The organism is Natrinema pellirubrum DSM 15624, assembly GCF_000230735.2.
GTDB lineage: Archaea > Halobacteriota > Halobacteria > Halobacteriales > Natrialbaceae > Natrinema > Natrinema pellirubrum.
The window spans coordinates 173,837-192,585 of the sequence record NC_019963.1; the positions used below are offsets into that span (position 1 = coordinate 173,837).

Annotated in this window: 16 protein-coding genes and 2 pseudogenes; 1 reads left to right on the forward strand and 17 read right to left on the reverse strand. The window is 55.0% G+C overall.

The annotated features are described in order from the left end of the window. Positions 1-17: 17 nt before the first annotated feature. From NATPE_RS23515 to NATPE_RS23175, 5 genes and pseudogenes are all read right to left on the reverse strand, one after another. A pseudogene (locus NATPE_RS23515) lies at positions 18-263 on the reverse strand (DUF7558 family protein). Beyond that, positions 263-553: a hypothetical protein gene (locus tag NATPE_RS20525; protein ID WP_006182410.1), complete on the reverse strand. Its 291-nt coding sequence runs from the start codon at positions 551-553 to the stop codon at positions 263-265. Before NATPE_RS20525 ends, NATPE_RS23515 begins: the two are co-directional and overlap by 1 nt. A gap of 73 nt (positions 554-626) precedes the next feature. Further along, entirely contained in the window at positions 627-1,166 is a 540-nt protein-coding gene (locus NATPE_RS20530; RefSeq protein WP_015299330.1) for a hypothetical protein, read from the reverse strand. A 324-nt stretch (positions 1,167-1,490) separates the two neighbouring features. Continuing rightward, entirely contained in the window at positions 1,491-1,676 is a 186-nt protein-coding gene (locus NATPE_RS20535) for a hypothetical protein (RefSeq protein ID WP_006182411.1), read from the reverse strand. Positions 1,677-2,148: 472 nt separating this feature from the next. Beyond that, positions 2,149-2,709: a hypothetical protein gene (locus tag NATPE_RS23175; protein ID WP_015299331.1), complete on the reverse strand. Its 561-nt coding sequence runs from the start codon at positions 2,707-2,709 to the stop codon at positions 2,149-2,151. 397 nt (positions 2,710-3,106) lie between these two features. Between NATPE_RS23175 and NATPE_RS20545 the strand changes: the two genes are divergently transcribed. Continuing rightward, the gene (locus tag NATPE_RS20545) at positions 3,107-6,433 is read left to right on the forward strand and encodes a KAP family P-loop NTPase fold protein (RefSeq protein ID WP_006182413.1); all 3,327 of its coding nucleotides are present in this window, start codon (positions 3,107-3,109) and stop codon (positions 6,431-6,433) included. A gap of 258 nt (positions 6,434-6,691) precedes the next feature. On the opposite strand, the pseudogene NATPE_RS21910 reads toward NATPE_RS20545, so the two are convergent. The 12 genes and pseudogenes from NATPE_RS21910 to NATPE_RS20595 all read right to left on the reverse strand — a co-directional run bounded on the left by NATPE_RS21910 (position 6,692) and on the right by NATPE_RS20595 (position 18,747). Further along, positions 6,692-7,615, reverse strand: a pseudogene (locus NATPE_RS21910) (transcription initiation factor IIB). Positions 7,616-8,070: 455 nt separating this feature from the next. Then, on the reverse strand, positions 8,071-8,616 hold the full coding sequence (locus NATPE_RS22910; RefSeq protein ID WP_015299332.1) for a homing endonuclease associated repeat-containing protein: 546 nt from the start codon (positions 8,614-8,616) through the stop codon (positions 8,071-8,073). 191 nt (positions 8,617-8,807) lie between these two features. Continuing rightward, a complete protein-coding gene (locus tag NATPE_RS20555; protein WP_006182415.1) occupies positions 8,808-9,704 on the reverse strand; it encodes an SOSS complex subunit B family protein in 897 nt (298 codons plus the stop codon). A gap of 710 nt (positions 9,705-10,414) precedes the next feature. Further along, positions 10,415-10,756: a hypothetical protein gene (locus NATPE_RS20560; RefSeq protein WP_006182416.1), complete on the reverse strand. Its 342-nt coding sequence runs from the start codon at positions 10,754-10,756 to the stop codon at positions 10,415-10,417. Then, on the reverse strand, positions 10,753-11,112 hold the full coding sequence (locus tag NATPE_RS20565; protein WP_006182418.1) for a MarR family transcriptional regulator: 360 nt from the start codon (positions 11,110-11,112) through the stop codon (positions 10,753-10,755). The genes NATPE_RS20560 and NATPE_RS20565 overlap by 4 nt, the downstream gene beginning before the upstream one ends. 200 nt (positions 11,113-11,312) lie before the next feature. Beyond that, entirely contained in the window at positions 11,313-11,606 is a 294-nt protein-coding gene (locus NATPE_RS20570; protein WP_006182419.1) for a PadR family transcriptional regulator, read from the reverse strand. Between the two features lie 122 nt (positions 11,607-11,728). Next, the gene (locus NATPE_RS20575) at positions 11,729-11,959 is read right to left on the reverse strand and encodes a UPF0175 family protein (protein ID WP_006182420.1); all 231 of its coding nucleotides are present in this window, start codon (positions 11,957-11,959) and stop codon (positions 11,729-11,731) included. Between the two features lie 242 nt (positions 11,960-12,201). Continuing rightward, complete coding sequence (locus NATPE_RS23180) at positions 12,202-12,495, reverse strand: type II toxin-antitoxin system RelE family toxin (RefSeq protein WP_006182421.1); 294 nt, start codon at positions 12,493-12,495, stop codon at positions 12,202-12,204. Beyond that, positions 12,476-12,751, reverse strand: a complete 276-nt coding sequence (locus tag NATPE_RS20580) for a ribbon-helix-helix domain-containing protein (RefSeq protein WP_006182422.1) — start codon at positions 12,749-12,751, stop codon at positions 12,476-12,478. The genes NATPE_RS23180 and NATPE_RS20580 overlap by 20 nt, the downstream gene beginning before the upstream one ends. A gap of 193 nt (positions 12,752-12,944) precedes the next feature. Beyond that, positions 12,945-14,201: a phage NrS-1 polymerase family protein gene (locus tag NATPE_RS20585; protein ID WP_015299334.1), complete on the reverse strand. Its 1,257-nt coding sequence runs from the start codon at positions 14,199-14,201 to the stop codon at positions 12,945-12,947. Between the two features lie 357 nt (positions 14,202-14,558). Beyond that, entirely contained in the window at positions 14,559-17,483 is a 2,925-nt protein-coding gene (locus tag NATPE_RS20590; protein ID WP_015299336.1) for a TraM recognition domain-containing protein, read from the reverse strand. A 76-nt stretch (positions 17,484-17,559) separates the two neighbouring features. Then, a complete protein-coding gene (locus tag NATPE_RS20595; protein WP_006182425.1) occupies positions 17,560-18,747 on the reverse strand; it encodes a hypothetical protein in 1,188 nt (395 codons plus the stop codon). Positions 18,748-18,749 lie beyond the last annotated feature (2 nt).

The window sequence follows — 18,749 nt, forward strand, 5'->3', positions numbered from 1 at the left end:
CGGTTTTCTCGGTTACTTTATAACCGTTCCGGAGGTGATGACGACTGCTCCCCGTGCTCGTGCGTCAGTTCGACGAGGGAAAACTCCACAAGCGCGACGAGCGACGCGTGATCACGCGCGCCGGGATTCCAGCTCCGTCTGAATCGCGCAGTCGACACAGATCGGGTGGGTGACCCGCTCATCCTGGCCCCAGGTGTGGGCCTCGCCAGTCTCGGTACCGGGCGGGCATCACAGAACGCACAGCCAGTGAGCGTCTGCTGCATCACTCGCCCTCCGCGTCGGCGTTGCGGCCAGCCGTCCAGCCACGGTGGAAGACGGCCAGCTGCGTCGATGAGTCGAACGTGGTGCCGCTCGGCTCGTGAACCAGAACGTGGTCGTCAGGAACCGGAGTGACGACGGCCGCGTCGACGAGATCGTTGACCAGACGCTGGGCCGTCGCGTCGTCGATGTCCGCCGTGTCGACGCTGGTGGCGTCGCGGTCCTGGGCGAGCTGTTCTTTCTCGAACTGTTCGTAATCGGCACTCGTGTCGTCGTGAGGATCGGGACCAGCCATAATGGGTCACGCAGCACTCATGGTCGCGCGCTGCACGCCCCCTGGCGCCGATAAACAGTCAGCAGCGACAGCGTCAGTCAGGTCGTGGATCTCGATAGCCGATGACGGCGATGTCGTCGATGAACAGGACGCCCTTCATGAAGTCGAGCTTGGTCAGACTGTGCTGGTAGAGGTTATGCCGGTCAAGGTAGTTCACCAACACCACCAGACAGCCGAACTCGATCTTCGGTCGGCCGTCCTTCTGGGTACGGTACCCTTTCTGGAACTTGAGGAGGTCGTCGCTGACGTTCTTCCGCTCGCTTTTTTCGACCTCGATGGCGATGCAGGCGTCGGCGTCGTAGAGGTCGACGCTGTAGTGAAATCCCTGATGCGACCAGAGCTTGCAGTTCGGGTTGTAGCCGCCAGCGGCATCCCCCTCGTACTGCGAGAGCCCGTCGGAGATCGTAGCATCGAATCCGCCGACCTTCGTGTGTTTCGTCGAGCCGTCGAAAATACTGGCCGGGACAGCTTCGACGGCCGCCCGAATCGACGCCAGCGCATCGTCCGGAAACGCTTCGGACGAGGTTTGGGTGCGGCGCTCGCTCAGTTTGGTGACCTCCTCGACGACGACCATACTCGCTCTCGAGGGGTAGCGGCCCGATAAAACCCGTCGCGACGGCCATTCGAGCTGGCCGACGCTAGGATTCACTCACTCAAGGAGTAGGGCGATGGGTGGGGGCGAGGGAGTGGATCCAGACCCAGTATTAACCAACACTGTGTCGGTATTGGTTCAGAATGTTGGTTAATCCCGGCCGCTACGGCGTTCGGAGATCTCGAACTGGCTTCACGACGAAAGTGTCTGGCTCGCTGGCTGCTTCTTCACCTGGCCGCTCCGCCGGCGACGGTTGATACCCCGCCTACCGGGCGCTTATACAGTCTTCTCGAGGAGAGCATCAACTCACGTCTCCCCTATCTCGAGTACATCGATGGCCTCGGCAGGCCCGATGTCGTACTCGACAAGGCGGTTCGCTGCAAGCTGCCACGCCTGTTTAGCGAGTTCGGGATCAGCGTTCTCATAGTGAACACTGAACTCGGTCAGTGCGACTGCGACGAGGAGATCCTCTTGTCGATCGGTGAGAGACATCGCCGATGTTGGGTGCGGCTTTTTGATAAACCTCAGGACTATCGGTGCTTGACTGGTGCATTTGTAGAAGAGAGGGATGGGACACGCTGCCAGGACCGACTCGTGAATATCGTCGAGAGGAACCCGCTTGTCATCGCTGACACTCTGTTCTAGCCTATCCTCTGATTACATCCTCCTGAGCGGCGTCTCGAGCGTCTGCTTGGAGGTACTCATAGCGGACCTCACACCGCTTTGAACAGAACCGGCCAGCGTACCCTGCGTGATCACGGGAGAGTCTCGTACAGGTCAGTATTCGTCATTCGTCGCGGTTAGTCATCTGGCGATACCTCGTTTCAGGAACCGAATCGTCTCAGCGCTGCCGGACGCTATTGCTGTGAATCTGGATTCCATGCATTGTACAGTGGACTGTGTTCGCGTCCCCTGTATCCCTCCCGGGGGCGAGAAACTGTCTCAAATGAGGTGTCCCTTCCTCTTATCGAACGAATGTCCCATCCGGAGCCGGAACGAGCCCGGTTCGAATCTCGAGATCGACACGCCGAAGATGCTTGCAGCCGTCATCTGGCTGGCGCTGCTCGAAATCTGGACAGCTACACGTCTCTTTCTCGATGTCGATCTCGTAGGTATGTCCACTCTCACTCACGACCTCATAGAGAGCACCCACCGTGGCAAAGCGGACGTCCATGTCCTCACTCAATGCACGGCGAGTTCGTGGGTCGTTGATTGAGTAGCTACCTTCCTCGAGTGGGGTCGGTGGTGCTGGTGTTTCACACTGGTCTCTGAACTCGTCGCGACGATTGCGTTCTTGGCCACAATTCCGGCAGCGCCAGTAGCGTGTGCGATACTCGTAACTATCGGTGAGATCGAGATCGTATTGTGTCGGTTCCCTTCCTGGGAGCCACTCATCGATTGCGATGAGTTCATGCCCGTTTAGTCGAGCAACGTCTCCGGAATACCTTTGCTCTCGGTCACTTGTGTTACTGCGGTCATGGTGGGGTTGCTGCTGCTCGCGATGGATCGGTTGATCTGTACTCATGGGTACTCTCGAGGCACAGGTGAAAGCGCCTCACCCGTCAGGCGCGAAAAATACTTGTAGACCGGCACGTAGTGGAGGAGTCAGTCTGATTCGAATGTCCAAGAAGGAGTCAGAGAACGGCTCGCAGATCTATTCTGTGACTACCCGACGAGCGGTAAGTACAGGACAAGCAGTTACCGAATCAGCCATTTATCCATCCGAAATATATCGAAAGTCACCTGCTGAATATAGAGAATGTACCTTGCACGTGACTCCTGACAGAGCTTGGGGACGTAGAGAGTGAGAAGCTTTCTTTGACACGTATAGAGTTCTTGTACAGGAGGAATCGCCAGTTTTCACCGTTCTGAATTCTATCGATACATTGTATTTTTATCATTCGAGTGTGGCATGTCTTGATATGGATGGTGAAGAAGACAGAAATCGTTATCTCTCTGATTCTCCTATCGAAAATGTTGATGAGGACGAGTTCCGGCACCAGGAGTATGTTGATACTTTGGAGCGGATGGTTGAAGACGCAGATCCGCCGTGGAACATCGGAGTGTTCGGAGAATGGGGATCCGGAAAGACCTCAATCATCCGGATGCTGTACTCCCGTCTTCAAGACGCGGAGACCGATTACGTCTGCGTAGAATTCGATGCGTGGAAGCACGCTGAAGAATCGATACGAACTGACCTACTACTGAATCTGGACCAAGCGATCGGAAATAGGACCGGTCAGACTGACGAAGAAGGCAATGATGCCGTACTTGGCGAGGATAAGATTACGCAGAAACTCTACGATATTGAGGAGGAACAACGTGGGGAAGATTTGTCTGCTTGGGAAGAGGCAGAGCGAATCATTACGGAGTCTCCACTTATTGGCGGTACTACTCTCCTCATATTGGGTATCATCATAGTTGGGGCTGTGGTGAATCTACTAAACATTGTAGGTCTTGTTGAGATCGCAGATCCAACGATTTCCTCGATAAACAGTATTCTAAGTGCATTTCTCTTCCCGTTATTCGTCTCCGTGTTCGTCTTTATGGCGGGAGAAGTACGACAGGCGACCACTGCTCTTCGACAAAAACATCCCCGTAAGGAATGGTCGGGGGCGTACGAACAACTGTTTGATGATATTCTTGAGGAGACGGATGCGGATAAGGTCCTGATCTCAATTGATAACCTGGATCGGTGTGAGAGCGATACAGTCTACGATGTCCTAGTTTCATTGAAAACCTTCCTACAGAGCAAAGACTGTATCTACATTGTTCCGTGTGATGACCAGGCGCTTCAGAGCCACATCGAATCGATCGATACTGAAGGAGATTACTTCGAGGTGCAACTTAACGAGCGCGAGTTTCTGCGTAAGTTCTTCCAGACCCACATCCGGATTCCAGACTTCATGGATGAAGATATCGAGGAATATGCCAAATCTCAAAACCGGGAACTAGCGGAGCCATTTGACGACGCCGTCTTAGATGTAATTACGAAGGCGTATGTCCGGAATCCGCGCAGGATCAATCAGTCTTTGAATCGGCTGACAACGCTCCGAATCCTCTCTGAACAGATGGAGGAGGCTAACCACTTGACTAAGGGAAGACTCACCGATAATTTGGACTTCCTAGCCAAGATAATGGTTCTTGAGGAGGACTACCCCTCATTCCACAGAGAGCTACAGGATGATCCACGCCTCTTGGAAGACGTGAATGACTACTTCCGAGGAGATCTACCGAATGGAGATCGGAAGGATCGTATTGAGAAACTATTGGGGAACGGTGAAGAAGGGATGGAAAGTGAGACAGAGTTAGAGCGGTTTCTGCGTTCGACTCTTCGTTGTACGGTGGATAATCCGAAGCCGTTCCTCCAGCTGGGAGAGCCATCGTTCGCAAGCGCGCTTTCCGATAGGGATGCACTGATCCAGAACCTTCGGACCAACCAGGAGGACGAGGTCCGTGAAGAGCTTCAAACCGTAAAAATGGACAACCAACCGTTCACCCCGTATCTTGACGCGATTGAGACTACCTTGGACGATTACACGCGGGAAGGTCGAGAAGGTCCGATCTTCTCTACGATAAACACCTTGGTAGCTGTCTTTGACGAACTCGGGGAAGAAGGTCAAGAGAATGTTGCCGGGGTTCTGGGAGCATATCTTGTTCTTGATCAGGTGCGGGACTTCTACACTGATTTTGATCCAGAGGAGTTCTTCCCAGTGGTCCTCCACATCCCAGATCCGGATCAGAAGATGGTATTCGAACGATTTGCTGCAACTGTAGCCACGAATAGTAAATTGCGGGAAAACGTCTTGGAGGTGTTCGTTGAAAATGCTGAGGATGTCCCGCGAACGGCTGCCAGAAGTTTGTGTTCGTCCCTCCTAAACTTGAGTGATAATGAACTTGAGGGTGCGCTTGATACCTTGAGTCGTGGGGAGGAGTCGAAGAAATTGGCTACGCCGAAGTTGTTGGAGCGTGCCGCAACATTTGTAACGTGGGATGGGAGGCGGAACCGGTTCAATGGAACCGATCACTACAAACAGTTCGATAGTCAGGCCCAGCCGCGTGGACGGCAGTACTTCGTCGAAGAACTTCTCAATCTGGAAGGTGACGTGGATAACGAGAATGAGGATCAGTATTATAACCAGCTCCGGCAGAAACTGAGTCAGTTAGAGGGGCAGGTCACCTTAGCTACCGGTTCGCGTTTGTTCCGTGAGTTGGAACAGAGGGTGTCCTCTTCGGGCCAAGATGTGAATATGGTGAAGGTGGCTATCAATTTCTATGAGTCATATGATGCAGGTACCCGTGAGGACTTTGGTGATTTGGTTGCTGACCTACTTAGTCGATGGAACCAGCGGAACACCCAGCAGATCATCAACCATGCTTCGAATCAAGAAGTGGATATTCTCGACGATAAGCAAGCTGTGGGGAGTGTTCTAGACCGAGTTCCGGAGCCTCTTAGCAATGCTAATTGGGTGGCGGAGACTCTGATCCCTGCTATCCCCGAAGAGTATGATGACCAGCTCTTCGAAATGGTGAAACGGCTTACAGAGGATAATGACCATACGCAGAATCTGATAGCTGCACAGATTTTTTCGGAGTATCCGGACCGATTTGAGGAGGTCCAAGATCCAGTCTTGGAATGCTGTCAGCGCCGGATTAGTAGCGCCAACACCAATCAGACTAAGACTTATCTTCGGGCTGAGGCAGCAGCGTATAACCGGTTGGAGGATCCAGACAAGGAAGGATTCATCAAACGATTGGATTCGCTCTTGTCTGGCGATCAGAATGACCACCAGGCCTTCGAAGATATTTGGAATCAGATTGAGGGTGAGATCGAGCCGGACCGGAAGATGACTGTAGCCAGAAATCTTCGGAGTCAATTGCGGTCGGAGCTTTCAGGGAACCCTCAGCATAACCGACTCTTCCCGTTGGTTGATGTCCTCAGTTCGCTTGTCCAGACGGGAGATGTTGATGAGGATGATGGCGAGTGGGTGGTTGAACGTCTTTCCGATACATTCGAAGGGAGCAATTTGCACAACAACCATGTTTCGACCCTTATCGACAAGCTGGCAGAGTTCCCCGAATACTACGGTAGAGAGGAGCAGACCTTGACACGGCTTGAGAGCCTGATCGGGAACAATAATAACAACCGGATCCACCAAAGCGCTAAGAATCTAATCGACGCCTTGGAGAAAACCGGGGAAGTTGATGGAAATAGGTTGGAAGAGGCCCGAGAACGTCTGAGATCATAGACATAACCATCCAATTGTATAACTACTTCTGCATCTGCCGTTCAGTGGACCCCGTGACGGAAACCGACCGATAGCCGATTTGCGCCCTGTATTCAGCACGACGCTATGAAACTCACTCAAACCTGATAGAGCGCTTGCTGGTCAATAAGCATCTGTAGTTACCGAATCACCCAATTCATACTCACCCAGATATCTGAATAAAGAAACCGCGCTACCAACTACTGGTTGCAAGCGTCCCTCTAGGTTGCTGTATCTGGCTCAGGTATCGATCTCGAGTAACTCGTCTCGCCGACTGCGGAGCGTGTTTGGTGAGGTGCTTGCGATATCGGCGATCCGCTGTTGCGAGAGACACAAGCCGACTCGCTGGGCAGCGAGATAGAGACAGCCCGCTGCGACGCCACTCGGCCGGCAGCCGATCGTCAGTCCGCGTTCGCATGCCCGCTGTGCGAGTTCGAGCGCTCGTCGACGAACATGATCTGGGACCTCAAGTTCTGTCGCAAGCCTCAGAATCCGATCCGTTGCTGCAATCGGCTGTGCCGGTAACTCGAGTTCGACGTTCATCGCGTTGTAGGTAGTGGTGAGTCTCTCCTGATTACAGCGTGCACAGGCTGTGACTTCGGCCCATGATCGTCCGAGCCTATTACACCGAGACGTAGCGTAGACACTGGCTGCGGCCACCGCCTCGAGCGATCGTCCGCGACAGAGTTGTTCGGACTGTGCCGTTCGGAACAGCGAACACGCCTGATCCCGGATACTCTGTGCGAGGCCAAGACTCGCGACGATCCACCGGATTTCACCGAGTCCATAGGCGAGGTTCCGTTCGGCTTTCGACTGCCACTAGGCACGGGACTGTTCGCGACGCAGTCGATTCAATTGTCGGCGCTTCGTACTCGAGAGGGTGTTTCCATTTCCGTCTTGCTTGTAGCCGATCTCGGTGGAGAGGCCTCGATCGTGGCGTGTCGGTGTCAGCGGAGTACCGATCCGTCTCTTGGAACCCTGCTCATCATGTCGACCCCAGTCTAGTCCTCGGTCTAGTTTGGTATCCTCAAGGATACGTCCACAGTCCCCACAGATTGTCTCCCGGTCAGCTGTTCGAACGCTGCCGCCACAGTCTGGACAGTCAGTTGCAGTCGTCTGGACGCCGTCGTCAAACGCAGTCGTGTAGATGTCTCTCGTTGCCATCGATAACTCCGAAGAGGACAACTGATCAGCCCCTTCGCCGCTTCTGGGGGCGATAAACACCACTCTAACACCGGTCAGAGACCGGTGTTTCTCGAGACACCAGATCTCTTTGCGACACTTACTCAGATCCCGCAACCAGTTCTGAGAGGAAGTTCTCACTCAGTCTCGGTGCCGATCTTGGTATTGCCTCGACGGTCTTCGTGTCGACAGCTCTCAGCGATCTCCCGGCACTGCTCGAAGTATGAGCGTCCTATTTGGAGGACACGTCACAGTGGTCGCTGACAATTTTCACGGGAACGTCCTCGCGGAGCTGGTGTCTCGCGGAACTTGTCCCCTTTCCTGTGCTAGACGTGGAGCATCGTTTCGGCACCGGTACCGACAATGTCCTTGGGCGCAACGTCGAGGATCTCGTGTGAACGGAGGCCGCATTGTGCCCCGAGTGCGAACGTGATCCGCTACTGGGTTCTGTTGGCAGAACTCGATTCGTCTCCGGCCGATCTCGAACGTCTCAACCGTGAACTCGAGGAGTCTTCACGTGGAATCTCCTCATGATTGGGGTCGAAGCCGACACTCCGGAGCGCGTTACTCCAGCTTCCGAAGTGTTTGCTGGCTGCTTTTCTCGAATACTGCCCGTACTCGTTCATCTCTTCGACTGTCGGTGGGTGCCCGAGCTGCTCGCTCAGTGATTGAATGGCTTTGACAACCTCCGCTTTCGAGACGGGTGATGGTTTGTTGATTTCTAGACTTGCCTCCCGGAGTGCATCGTTCCAGGTCCCAAATTCGGTGATGTACGCTTTCCGTGTGTACCGCCCCTTTTCGTCTATCTCGCTCATGGTCGGTGAATGGCCCAGGTCTGTTGCGAGTCGCTGTAGTGCGTGTATGAATTCATTCCGCTGCTGGTCTTCTCGATGGTTCTGGGAAATGTGGCCTGCTTTCTTTGGACCTGATTCGAACTCGGTGCCGCAGGACTCGCATTTGTAGCTGTCTGTCTCGTTAGACATACTGGTTCAGCGAACGCGAATTGAAGGCGCTTGCACCCCTTGGTGCGCCAATAAACTCTCAGTGACTCGCGGGTTGACCTGTTGTCAAGGTCGTGGCTGCGCGCGCAGCGTAGCGAGCACGGTGCGGAGGGTGGGGAGGAGGGGTCTGGGTTGGTCTGGCCCGTCCTAAAAAAGAAGGCCGCGTTAGCCAGCTACTCCCACCATCGACCGCGTTCTGGGAACTGAAGGGTCGACCAGCCGGTGACGGCCAGTGAGACACGTCCCTCGTACCAGTTCCGTGCCGCCCCATGAATGCGCACTCGTTCGCCTTCCTCGATCCACGGCGCTCCTGATTTCTCCCAGATCGTCACTCGAGTCTGGCCACTCTCGTCTGCGATGAGCCCGACTTGAGCGATGCTTGGATGCGATGGATCCCAGAGCGTCTCGACACGCCCCTCGATGCTTACCTTCTGTCGGCTCACATCCTCGAGTTTCTCGATCGGGACGATCTGTCCTGGCGCTGTCTGCAACTCCTCGAATACACTGACGACCGCACTCGTGAGATCCTGTCCGTCGACAACCGCCTCGGCCAACCGCCGACTGATCGCCGCTCGAGACCAGCCATCGAGCCGTTCGGCTAACCGCATTGACTGCTCGTTCACAGCCGCCAGTTGCGATCGTGTGAGGCTCGTCCGGGGATCCGGCCGCTCTGGATCCGCCATCCGATCCACGCTCGCTGCCCGCTTCTGGAACCGCTTGCGCCGCTCCGCACTTTGTCGTGCAGCAATCTCTCGCGCTCGCTTCGCTCGTCCCTGCTGTTGTCCGAACGCGGCCTGGGCACTGATCCGCTCGAGTTCTTCCTCTCGAGCCCGAATCCGCTCTTCCTGATCGAGGGTCGCACCGTGAATCCGGTCGTCGTTTGTATCGACGATCCCGTCCGGGTGGTTCGCATCGACCTTTGCTTGGACCTCTTGCTCGACCGTTGCCTCGAATGCTGGCGTCTCGTCGACGACCGGGAAGCTGTTTTCATTGACTTCCTGCTCGTCCGCCTGTTTGAGTGCCTGTTCATCGACCGTAACGACCTTGCTACTCGAGTTGTTACTAGACATTGGAACTCACTAGTTCCGAAGGCGCTCATGCGCCTGCCACCGCGATGCGAGGACATCGCGGTTTTCCGACGACACTGACCGACTAGATCCATCTGCGCGCTCTCGCTCGCGCCTTCGCGAGCGCCCTACTGGGCGCGAGCGAGAGCGCGCCTCAGGGAGGCTACCCAACCAGCACCGCGCGCCGTCCGCCCGGAGCAAGCGGCCAGCACACAAGCCGGTTTCGCGTCCGTCGAGCGAGCGACGTCAGGAGCGAGAGAGACGCAACCGAAAGCGCGCTTGGTGCTGGCGCCGAGGGCACATGCATTTTAGCCCGGCAGCCCGCCCGCGACTGCAGGCAGGCAGCCCGGAATGGTCGGTCGCGAGCGACGCGGAGGTCTCGTGAGCGAAGCGAACGAGACATCGGTGAGCTTTGCTCACCGGCAGGCGGCAGCGGCGAGCGGGGCGGGCCGTTGGGAAACACCGTCTATCCGGATTCGACGCTCGGTCACACAACCGATGCCTAGCGGACTCAGAGAGGGCGAGGCCATCTTGATCACCGGGAAAGCTCTTCTCCCACGGGAACTCGTCAGCCGGAAATCCGTTAATATCGAGAGTCTAGTAGCGACGCACGGGTCTTGATAAACCGCTTGTACTTGCTGCGGAGCGTTTCCCAGCCCTTGGCAGAGCAGTTCATGTGGTTCCGGTACGACCATTGATGGCAGCAAGTTTCCTTAGGAGGAGATGTAGCCGATCAATTGTGTCACGATATCTTCAGTGCGTTCCTCGATAAGAGACGTCATATGAAGTTCGACCTCTGTGGCACTGTTGAGTGTCGCAAGCGACCACGGAAGTACGTGACTCTGTTCTCCGAGTGGATCGCCCTCGTAGTCGTCGTCGCGGAGCGTGAGTGATTCTTCATGATACGCCTTTGTGGAGATTAGGACGGTGATGAGCTGTACACCGTGGTTTGGGAACTGAGGTGTTCCCAGAACGAGCATTGGACGTCCTTTGTCCGAGAGCGGGTCGGTCCCCCAGATAATGTCACCACGTTTCAGTTCATCGAACGCCGTCACCGTACTTCCTCCATCTCGTCAGTTTTCAACTCCTCGAGATGCTCTTCGCCGTACTGTTCGTCTGCAGTCTGGTGGTGCTGGTGAAGTCGGTAGGCGGTTCGGAGCCGTTCCTCGTTGTCTGTGATCGCCCAGTACGGGCGCTTGTGCCGCACAAGACCTCGTTCCTTCAGTCGCGAGAGAATCGCACTGACAGCGTCTGTATCCAGCTCAAGTTGTTCAGCGATCGTCGCCGCCTTCCACGCTCGGTCGTCGTTCTCGTCCAGGAACAGCACGATTTGCTTGGTGTCATTTCGGCCCTCGAATTCGTCGTCGTCGGCGTTCTCGAACTCGTCGATATCGATGGTGCCGCTCGACATAGATTGATGTTGGTGCCGTTGATCCATATCTGTTTGGGATGTTTGTTACAGCGATAGCGAGGAGAAACACTCAGTGTCAAATACATGTTACAACAAAACTCGAGACGGGAAAATCTGTTCGATTCGACCAAGCGCGGCACCCGAGGAAACGGCGTATTCGTACGAGGGAGGCTCCGTCCTCCGATACCCGGTCGAACTAGTTACCCGTCGCTCGAAGTGAATCCACCGACGTACTGGTCTTCCCATTCGCGACGGGCCTCGAGTTCGCGCCGCCCGCGGGCCGTGATCGTGTAGTAGTTCGTTCGCTTGTCGAGTTGGCCTTTCTCAACGAGACCCTTGTCGACGACCTCGTCGAGATTGGGATACAGCCGACCGTGATGGATCTCCGTTTCGTAGTAATTCTCGAGTTCGTCTTTGATCGCAAGCCCGTGGGGCTCGTCTTGGCCGGCAATCGCATACAGGACATCACGCTGAAAGCCAGTCAAATCGTACATATCGAAATTATTGAGGACAGGGTTATAAGCGTTCCGAGAAATGGTGAAAGAAAGCGCGATTCAAGGACAGCATGTGTGGAATGAAATAGTATATACTGACAAAACCATAGCGGACGACTCGCTCATTCGATGTCGAGCGCTGTCTCGACCTTGTCCTCGAGATCGTCCATGGTCTGTGGGCCACATCGAATCTCAACACCGGCCTCAGTGAGAATCTCTGTCATCTCCCAGCGGGTGACATCAGCCCGCTCTGCAGCCTTCCCTAGGGAGATTTCACCGAGTACGTAGAGCCCGATAGTAGTGGCGAACTCCTCAGTATGGTCGATATGGGGGCTGCAACGATCAGTTGTCATGGGTTATAGGTGTGTACTCGAGCGGCAGCGTCATTAGTGTGTCCTCGTCTGACGTCGTCGATTTGAGTTGACTGGCAATTCCTGAATATGCCAGTAACGAGTGTGTTTCGAGAGGCTGCCACTCCATACTACGAGTGCCCAACTCAGCTATCGATCCAAGAAGCGAGGACTATAGTAGCCATTAGAACGTTTCATTCAGGTATTATCGTTGAACTCTCCACACTATGAGTCTCAACAACTTATCAATCATCCGCTGAATATGCTCCGTCTCGCTTCCGAACGCTCTCCACGCGTAAGATGCGTTCTTCCGATCGAAGCCGACACCCCAGTCGATAGGTCCCAACTCGTAACTTCTTGTACGGCGAATTAGTCAATGGCTCAAGGAAGTCAGCTGGCTCGCGCCACTCTGAGGACACGACATCATCGAGTTTCGTGATGATTCGGTCCTGTGTTTCTGTAGGTAACTGCGCAAGTTGGTTTTCTGCTCGAGACGAAAATGCCCACTCCCAATCGTCGTCATTCGTCGTCGGACCCATATGCTGCTTTGATTTCCTCGCTCGAGCGGCTCTCACCGTCATCAAACTGTGCTTCACTAATTGCAAGGTCCTTCCAGAACCCAGCACCCTCCGGATGATTCACTGACTCTCGCAGTGCGTAGCGAATAAACTCACTTCGGCTATTGAATCCCCGCTCGCGCCACGTCTCATCAACGACCTCGCGGAAAGACTGGGAAATCCGAAGGTTGATTCGTTCAATCTCAGGATCACCATTGTTGGTTTCAGCTTCGGACATACGCTTGTACGTTCGTAGTACATACACAAAACAGTACCGTCGAGATTGCTGAAATCAGATTATGGCCACACCTCACAACCGGTCCGTACAACCACGCAATGCGTTGTTCGTCTCCCTGGTTGATTACAGTCATCGTTGAACTCCTCACCCCTCCGGGAGTCAATAAACCCGGCGGGGAGCGATGAATCGGGTTTCAGTCGCCGTCCCCAACGAATTGCTTTGCACGGCCCCAGATCGAGTCGCCTTCATTAGCACTGGCCTCATCCATCTCGGGGTTCGAAGCCTGATCACGACGCTCGAGTGTCTCCTGACAGTCTCTGAGTTGTTCTCGAAGCGCTTCGTTGGTCGCCTCGAGTGCATCGATGCGTTCGTTTTTCTCCTCAAGCGTTGTCTCGAGGTCGTCGACGCGGTCAGTCAACAGTCGATTCTTCTCGACCAGATATGCATGATTTTCCGCTGGTTCGTCACGACTGCCGGTGATCGCCGACTCGTTCTGTCTGGAACTCGCTTCACTCGAGTCGTCTCGAGCGTCCGGATCGTAGAACTCAGACGTGCTTGTAATCGCTCGTTCGATGGTCTTTTCGCCGTACGTCGATCCATCGGCATAGTGGACGTCGTCCCATTTTTCGCGGAGAAGCCCTGACTGCCGGAAGAGTCGATCCATTCGAGTGTGGTCGCCGCCGGTCCAGAACGCCAGCAGACAGCACAGTGCCATATCGGCCTCTGACTGGCTTTCGTACCCAGCAGTCGAGCCACGCCATAATCGCTCGAATTTCTCACCGTTCGACGCATTTCGAGCCTTCTCGAGCAGTTCCTCGTCCTCGAGGTCAACATCAACATCGCCTGCTGTGTCCGTCGAAGCCTGCTCGTCAGTCACACCACGGTACCCTGACTCGGACGCTCCATCGCTCTCACTGTCTTTGACGTATTCACGATGAATCGCCTCGAGTGCATCCTGCCGACGAGCAACGCGACTAGGAGACTCCTCGAGGGTGTCACCAGTCACGGTGAAAAACCGGGCTGTGTCGTACAGTTCAATGCTTCCACGTCGATTCCGTCCGTCCGGGAGTTCACCCTCAATGAGTACATGGAAGCCAGTTCCCGACGGAGAAATCTCCGTATAGGAATCAAGCCGCTCGATAATGTCCACTGCTAGGTCGTCGATGTCCCTAGTCTCCGGATTTCGGCAGTCATCGAGATCCACACCAACGATAGGATCATCGTCGGTAAACACGAACCCGACGCCATCTGCATCCCCCGAATCAGCGTACTCGAGCGCGGTTTCGATCGACACCCATGTTTCGGGATCCGTTGAGGAGGCGAACTCACCACTGCCTGGTGTTACCGGGATTTTTGTTGGCTTCCCATCTCGAGGTTCTTCTCGCCAGCAGACCCACTGGTCACGCTCACGTAACTGCTTGGGGAGTACCGAAACCGTCTGTTCAGACATCGCCGATCCGCCTCGTACTTCGCGTCCATCTGGTCGCATACCACCCATCAGTGTGCTGATAAACATGCCGTAGGCTGGTAGACTGTCCGTGACCCTGTCCAACGGGTGCAACCCGTTGTATACTAGTTGGTTTTGAGCGACGATTTGCCCTGAACACCGCCACCGTACTGCGGTTTTGCCCTGAACAGGTGCCAATTCCGTGACCTGAACGGGAAATTTGCCCTGAACAAATCCAGCTATATGGCGGATCCTGGCAGATATACCAGATACTAATCGGATTTTGGAATTTTGGTTGTGGGGGAGAGATTTTCAGTAGTCCAAGTGCCTGAATTATATTCATTGCTCTGATATTATCTCTCACTCAAGGAACTCTGATCCATCACTGGTCAGATCGATACCGGTGTAGACCGTCACGAGATCGTCACCGTCTCTGACTCGGGTATCCCCATAGTCGACGACATTCGAAAGCTTCCGACCGAACCAGCTCGCGTTTGTTCCATCAATATCGTGCTGGTCGGTCCATCTCGAGTAGGCTTGAAACAGTGCTGCCTTTGGAATCTGTGCCCCATCTGCCTCTCTGATATACATCGCTGCGAACGCCTCAATGCCGTCGCCGTCTGGGTCAACCTCAACTGGCACCGATACTGCTGAACCAGACTTTACTGATGGGGATGACTCCGTTACTCGAGAGTGATTACCTGAAGAGATCCTCGGCCATAGTTCCTCATCGCTTGGCGAATCCGACAAACCGTATGTCTCGCCCTGCTGGAAGAGTACAGGACGCTCATCGTCGGGGAGTATCAGAATGAGGTAGCTCTCCCGTGAATAATCCGAGTTTGGTAGATCAACAGCAGGTCGGAATGGCCGTTTGATCGGCGTCCATTCATCCTCAAAATCCTCTCTCGAGTCATAGACATGGGTTTCGCCAGCTTCGTAGACAGTATACTGCCCGGCTTCACGATCATGGCTATAGTAGGCTGGTACACTGTCTTTCGAGAGTGGACCTTCATCTGGAACACGGGCAAACGCTGTTTCACCGTCTGAAAGGACGATCTCACCATTCTCTCGTATCCAAACAGTTCGATTCGTCTCAAATGTCTTGGGACGAACGGCAGTAACGCCACCGTGAGCGGTCGCACCACCACCGAAGGTCATGACCTCGTCGCAGTTGTAGAACTGTTCAGTGCCATCAGCCCGCTCTTGCAGCGGTGGTGAGATAATATTCTCAACTCGAGTCGCCCACTCCGTCTTGGAGTCACCAGGTCGAACGACGAAGATCGGAATCCGATCTGCTTCGTGGGCTCGCTTGAGATTCTGCAAGACCTTGACGGGTCGCTCTGGCGTCGTTGTCTCAGCCTCGATGTTGAACACGACATCGTGATCTGGATGCGTCGCGATGGCGTCCGGTTGCTCGCTTCCATCCTGCTCGAGGATTTCGACACTGAATCCACGTTCGATGAGTGCTGTTTCCGTCTCGAGGAGGACTGCATCGTGTGTAGAGCCACCGGCAGATCTGACAGTGCCTGTCTCAGGTTCGACCACTGTTTCTCCGTCGTCAGTGAGCCGAGCTACGATGTCGTCGTTTTGCAGCGTCACCTCGAGTAACCGGGATTCCTCACGAACGTCAGGCAACTCTTCGGGTGCAACGTCGATCTCAGGCTCAGTATCCTCGAGGCGGGCTGCAAGTTCCTCGTCGACGGTAGTGACATCGACCCAGCCGTTTTCCGCTCGCACGCGTTCTCGAATCTGAACTGCACGAACGGCTTCCGCCATCGTCTCCTCGAGAATCTGCGTGGGGTTCGCTGCTTCGTTCGAATCGCTATAGATGAGATCCTGCAGGATTTCAGCGTCCGTTAGCGGATCAGTCCCATACCGCTCGAGACTCTGTTTGATGATTCGATCGACAGCATCTGGTTCCCGAAGGGGTGGGTATGGCGGAAACGTCCGGATCAAGACCGGTTCAGAGTAGCGCCCACCCGAGAGCGGGATCCGTGTCCAGACTTTGAACTGGTCGGTCGTGATGAGGTCCTCTGCCGTATAGTCACGGAAGCGTTTCATCAACAGTTCGGCATCGTCACTGTCGTTGACTGAGAACGTGAGCAGGTTATCGCAGTTGTTCTGCATCGCCTTCAGCGTGTCCTCGTCGAACTGAGAGGGATACTGCGAAGCCAGAGTCACCGACAACCGCATCGACCGAGCACGGGCGAGCATTGACTCGATATCGAGATTGTCGCTCGCGATATCGTCGAACTCATCACAGAGAACGAAGTAAGGTTCTGGCTCGGTATCGAGTTCGTATGAGCGCCGCTGAATCGCACTCCACAAATTCCGCATGACGCCGAGGGTAACCATCTTCTTGATGTCCGTATTCTCGACCGGCGTTCGAACGATAACGATCCGATCGTTGTCGATGATATCGCGGAAGTTGATTGTACTCTCGCGATGGGCGATAATCCGGCGAATCACCGAGTTCTCGACCCAGGACTTGATCCGTTTCAAGAGTGGGCGGACCGTCTCCTCTTCCATATTCGCAATCTCGAGACAGAATTCTCGGATATAGGGATCCTCGACATCGAGTGCGAAGTCTTCGCGACGGTCGGCATTCAGTAAGATGAAATACATATCGATGACCGAAAACGGCTGCTCGGATTTCATCATCGCCCGAGCCATCGACTCGGTGATCGCTTCCATGTTGATGCCCCAGTAGTCGGAGGTATCGAAGACCGCTTTCAGGTTCTCGACCCGGTTTTCGATCTCGTTCTCGAGTTCCTCAGTCGTCTCGCAGTCGGGCACCTCGAGGAAATTCATCCCGACCGTGTTCTCGTGGGTGGTCGACCCGGGCTCGATCCAGACCACGTCCTCGAGACGGTGTTTGGGAAGCATCCGGAGGAGTTCTCGAGAATCACGGCCCTTCGGGTCGAAGTACGTGAAGCCGTAGCCCGAATACGCCCACTGCACCATCATATTCAAGAGTTGAGTCGTCTTTCCGTAGCCGGTCGTCCCTGCAATCCAGTTGTGCCGGAAGAGCGAGTCAAATCGGAGCGGAGCCTCACGAAAGCCAGTCTGGGGATCCTCCGTATAGCCGACCCAGAGTGGGGTCGGTGCGTCGTACATTCCAGCTTCAAACATTTCGCGAACGAACGGGCCAGCAACCGTGCCTTCGTCGACCGTTTCGGTGAGGATCGGCTTGCCACCGACACGGGTCGTGTCTTGGTCGACGACATGATATTCCTCACCAGCCATTGATTGCTGGTCAGTGGACGACTCAGTGCCAGCATTCATGGATTTATCGTCTACTGGCTCGGACTCATTGCTTTGATCGCCGCTCGAGGCCTCCCCACCGTGTCCGAAGAACCGATCAAATACCATCGTACCCCTCCTGATCGTGAGTAGGGCCATCAACGGGAACTGCTGCCTCGTCGGGGACACTGGATGTCTGTCCACCAACCGGTGACTCCTCAGCATCGTATCGAGCCCCATCCGATGGAAGCCGGTCACCACGCTGCGTGTATCGCCAGTCGATCTTCGGCGTCTCAATTTCCGCATTGGGAATATGTGCGACGCCGGCGAGTTCGTCGACGGTCATGATCATACGGCGATCGATCCACTCGCGGTCGCGCATTCGAGAGAGGAATTGTCGGAGTCGTTTAGCTCGTTTCCGCTCTTTGCGATGCCAGACTGGAGTATCATCGAGTCCCTGCTCCGTAACCGCGTTGTAGTACTTCCTGAACATCCCCGCAACGCCGCGGGCTCGAGCCTCGGCTTCAGCCTTCTCTGATGACGCAGCGAGTACGCGGATATTCACGTGGAACGCCTGTTGCCCGCGTTGCTGTTCGATCGTCTTTGCGGCCTGCTTGTCCTTGGCGCTCGCTGGTCGTGTTCGGGGGCTGAGCCACCCCACGGATGTCCCTTGGCGAAGTGCGTGAGCGAGTTCATCGACGCTGTTGTGCTTGAAGCGGTCGCCATCAGTCCACGACTGCTTTGCAGGCCGGAAAATAACCTGTGTGACGACTGTATTCTCGTCGAGTGACAGCATTTCGCTCGTTATCTCGCCGTAGGGATCCGTCTCGAAGCCTTCGCTGTTGTGATGGCGAATCGGATAGTACGGAATTTTCTCCATCTCGAGCCACGCACCGGCAACGTACTGGTCAGAATCGATGACCGGGAACGTATGGCCCTTTTCGACAGGGAAAATCTCACTGTTCGCGTAGTTGTTCCCGACACGCCGTCGGAACTTGTCTGCGGCTGCCTCGGTAGCAGCGTGCATATAGAACGAAATTTTGCCCTCATCGAACCAGACCTCGAACGAATGGTGATCACTCGTATTCTTCCCGCGGAAGTTCGTCGTCACGTCGTGAACTGATTGCAGGACGCCGGCCCCATCCACGACACCATTGTTCTCCTTGTAGGGGCGGATCCGAAGGAGCAGTCCTGGCGTATCTGCTTGCTGCTGGACGAACGATCCCTTCTCTCCAAACTCGAGTTGCGTCGCCTCGTACTGGGGCGACGAACCGACCAGTTTCGTGAAACGATTGAGCGTCGTCATGG

Coding starts and splice junctions, on each gene's coding strand:
- NATPE_RS20545 (WP_006182413.1), top strand. CDS start 3,107: ATGGATGGTGAAGAAGACAGAAATCGTTATCTCTCTGATTCTCCTATC.
- NATPE_RS23175 (WP_015299331.1), bottom strand. CDS start 2,709: ATGAGTACAGATCAACCGATCCATCGCGAGCAGCAGCAACCCCACCAT.
- NATPE_RS22910 (WP_015299332.1), bottom strand. CDS start 8,616: ATGTCTAACGAGACAGACAGCTACAAATGCGAGTCCTGCGGCACCGAG.
- NATPE_RS20535 (WP_006182411.1), bottom strand. CDS start 1,676: ATGTCTCTCACCGATCGACAAGAGGATCTCCTCGTCGCAGTCGCACTG.
- NATPE_RS20575 (WP_006182420.1), bottom strand. CDS start 11,959: ATGACAACTGATCGTTGCAGCCCCCATATCGACCATACTGAGGAGTTC.
- NATPE_RS20565 (WP_006182418.1), bottom strand. CDS start 11,112: ATGTCGAGCGGCACCATCGATATCGACGAGTTCGAGAACGCCGACGAC.
- NATPE_RS20530 (WP_015299330.1), bottom strand. CDS start 1,166: ATGGTCGTCGTCGAGGAGGTCACCAAACTGAGCGAGCGCCGCACCCAA.
- NATPE_RS20585 (WP_015299334.1), bottom strand. CDS start 14,201: ATGTCTGAACAGACGGTTTCGGTACTCCCCAAGCAGTTACGTGAGCGT.
- NATPE_RS23180 (WP_006182421.1), bottom strand. CDS start 12,495: ATGGGTCCGACGACGAATGACGACGATTGGGAGTGGGCATTTTCGTCT.
- NATPE_RS20590 (WP_015299336.1), bottom strand. CDS start 17,483: ATGAATGCTGGCACTGAGTCGTCCACTGACCAGCAATCAATGGCTGGT.
- NATPE_RS20580 (WP_006182422.1), bottom strand. CDS start 12,751: ATGTCCGAAGCTGAAACCAACAATGGTGATCCTGAGATTGAACGAATC.
- NATPE_RS20570 (WP_006182419.1), bottom strand. CDS start 11,606: ATGTACGATTTGACTGGCTTTCAGCGTGATGTCCTGTATGCGATTGCC.
- NATPE_RS20595 (WP_006182425.1), bottom strand. CDS start 18,747: ATGACGACGCTCAATCGTTTCACGAAACTGGTCGGTTCGTCGCCCCAG.
- NATPE_RS20525 (WP_006182410.1), bottom strand. CDS start 553: ATGGCTGGTCCCGATCCTCACGACGACACGAGTGCCGATTACGAACAG.
- NATPE_RS20555 (WP_006182415.1), bottom strand. CDS start 9,704: ATGTCTAGTAACAACTCGAGTAGCAAGGTCGTTACGGTCGATGAACAG.